The sequence below is a fragment of the Microbacterium sp. SD291 genome (assembly GCF_017355365.1).
GTDB lineage: Bacteria > Actinomycetota > Actinomycetes > Actinomycetales > Microbacteriaceae > Microbacterium.
The window spans coordinates 1-2,596 of sequence record NZ_JADIJR010000065.1; the positions used below are offsets into that span (position 1 = coordinate 1).

The 2,596-nt window shown below is 63.1% G+C and carries 2 protein-coding genes; both read left to right on the forward strand.

Features of this window, described 5'->3' with window-relative positions:
- Positions 1–162: 162 nt before the first annotated feature.
- A complete protein-coding gene (gene istA / locus IPV10_RS16760) occupies positions 163–1,731 on the forward strand; it encodes an IS21 family transposase (protein ID WP_207485795.1) in 1,569 nt (522 codons plus the stop codon).
- Positions 1,728–2,474 carry an ATP-binding protein gene (locus tag IPV10_RS16765; protein ID WP_207485797.1) on the forward strand — a complete coding sequence of 249 codons (747 nt, stop codon included), beginning with the start codon at positions 1,728–1,730 and terminating at the stop codon, positions 2,472–2,474. Before istA ends, IPV10_RS16765 begins: the two co-directional genes overlap by 4 nt.
- The last annotated feature ends 122 nt before the right edge of the window (positions 2,475–2,596 follow it).

Consider the following 2,596-nt stretch of genomic DNA (forward strand, 5'->3'; position numbering starts at 1 on the left):
TGAGTAGTTGGTCTTCTGAGCAGCACCGTTATTGCCGTTGAGCAGCACTGTGTCTCGACCGCGTTATTCGTTGTCGACAGCATTGGCGTTCGAGGCGGACAACATCGTGGGAAGCTCCTTCTGCCGTGCGCCGTAATCGCGCGGCAGAAGGAGTAATTACTGATGGTACGAAAGATCAAAGCGAAACTGGTGCTCCGGCTCCGCGCGGAAGGGTTGTCGCTGCGGCAGATCGAAGCGCATGGGGTATCGCAGCACAGCGTGATCAAGGTCGAGCGGGCCGCCGCCCGTGAGGACCTCAGCTGGGCGACTGCGTCCGGGATGAGTGACGGCGAGGTGTATGAGCGGCTGTTCCCCGACACCGGCGCCCGGGAGAGCGTCTATGTGCAGCCCGACTGGGCCGTGGTGCATAAGGAGCTCGCGAGGGTGGGCGTCACGCTGAAGCTCCTCCACGCCGAGTATCTCGACCGCTGCCAGAGCAACGGTGCTGCGGGGATGGGGTATGACCGGTTCTGCAAGAATTACGCCCACTTCGTCCGCGCTCTCGGGGTCTCGTCGCGCGTCGGTCATAAGGCCGGGCAGACGATCGAGGTGGACTGGTCAGGCCCCACGATGCAGCTCATCAACCCGGTGACGGGCGAAACGGCGAAGGTGTATCTCTTCGTCGCGTGTGCGCCCTTCAGCCGGTATGCGTTCGTGGAACCGGCTCTCGATATGCGGCAAGACACGTGGCTTGAAGCGCACGTGGCGATGTTCGCCTGGTTCGGCGGCAGCACGCCCAGGATCGTGCCCGACAATCTCAAGACGGGGGTGCTGAAGCATCCGCGTGAGGGCGAGGTCGTCCTCAACGACGCCTATCGAGAGCTCGCGGCGCACTACTCCGCGGCAGTCATCCCCGGCCGGCCCCGGAAACCGAAGGACAAGCCGAGCGTGGAGAACACGGTCTGGAGCACCGCGACCTGGGTGATCGCCGCGTTACGGAACCGTCCGTTCGCGACGTTGGCTGAGCTTCGCGCTGCGATTTACGAGCAGATGGCAGCGTTCAACCGGGAACCGTTCCAGAAACGACAAGGCTCACGGCTCAGCGTGTTCGAAACGGAGGAGCAGCCCCGACTTCGCCCGCTCCCCGTGGTCGCGTATGAGATCAGCCGCTGGGCTTACGGGCGCAGAGTCGGCCGTGACGGGCACGTCGTCTGGGAGAAGAACCATTACTCCGTCCCTTACATGCATGTCGGGAACGTGGTTGATCTGCGCGTCACGAGCAGCATGCTCGAGGTGTTCCTTGGCGGTGACCGGCTCTCCTCGCACCTCCTCGCCCCGATCGGCGCCGTGAACGAGTATCGAACGCACGATGGTGACCTCCCCGACGGGCCGAGGTATCAGCAATGGGATCCGAGGCGGGTGCGCGCGTGGGCGGTGAGGATCGGTGAGCACACCACCACGGTGATCGACCTGGTCTTCGAATCGGTGCCCGTCGCTGAGCAGGGTCTGAATCCGGCCCTCGCGGTCCTTCGACTTACTCAGCGTTACTCGAACGCAAGGGTGGAACGGGCATGCGAGATCGCTCTGGCGAGCCGTGTGCGATCACCCAGGTATGCGCATCTCAGACCGATTCTTGAGTCCCGGCAAGACGAGCTCGGGAACCGGTCACCCAGGTTCGCGCCCACCGCCGAGGACACTCCTCCTGCCGGGTATGTGCGTGGCGCCGACTACTACGGGGGTGCGGGCAAATGACGCTGATCGATATCGAGACCAAACGCAAGCTTCGCGAGATGGGCGTCACCGGACTCGTTGACGCGCTCGACGCGCAAGACGAGACCCTCATGTTGGGGATCGCATTCGGTGAGCGGGTGAAGCTCGCCGTTGATGACGCCCACACCCTCTTCTCGCAGCAGAAGATCGAGGGCCTCATCCGAAGGGCAGGGCTCCGTTACCCGGACGCCGAGCTCAGGCGGCTCGATTTGATCGAGGAGCGTCGCATCGATCGGAGCGTGATCGCACAGCTCGGCACCTGCACGTTCATCGGCCGCGGCCAGAACGTCGTTTTCCAAGGATTCACGGGGTCCGGGAAAACATATCTCGGGTCCGCTCTCGCGAAAGCCGCCTGTCAACACCGCTACCGAGCGCACTACATTCGTATGCCTGACCTCGAAGAAGCCTGGCTGAGCGCGGTCGATAAGCCCGGCGGGAAGGAGAAGTTCCTCCGCAAGTACGCAGCGTTCCAGCTCCTCGTGATCGATGAATGGCTCCTCGACCCGCCCGGTGACCAACTGCGCGGCATGCTCCTGGAGCTCCTCGAACGTCGCTACGACTCCGTCTCGACCGTGTTCTGCACCCAGTACGCGAAGAAAGACTGGCACGGGCGCCTCGGCGGCGATGTCCACGCCGACGCGATCATGGACAGGATCGTTCACCACACAATCTGGGTAGAAACCGGAGCCGCGAACATGCGCGAACACACCGCCGGACTTTCCTGAACCAAGCGCTGGTGAGCCGCTCCACCGGGTGCTGCTCACCAGCGCTACCCGATGCTGCACACTCGCAATACTCAGTGCTGCTCAACCGCAATAACAGTGCTGCTCAGACCCTCGAATACTCA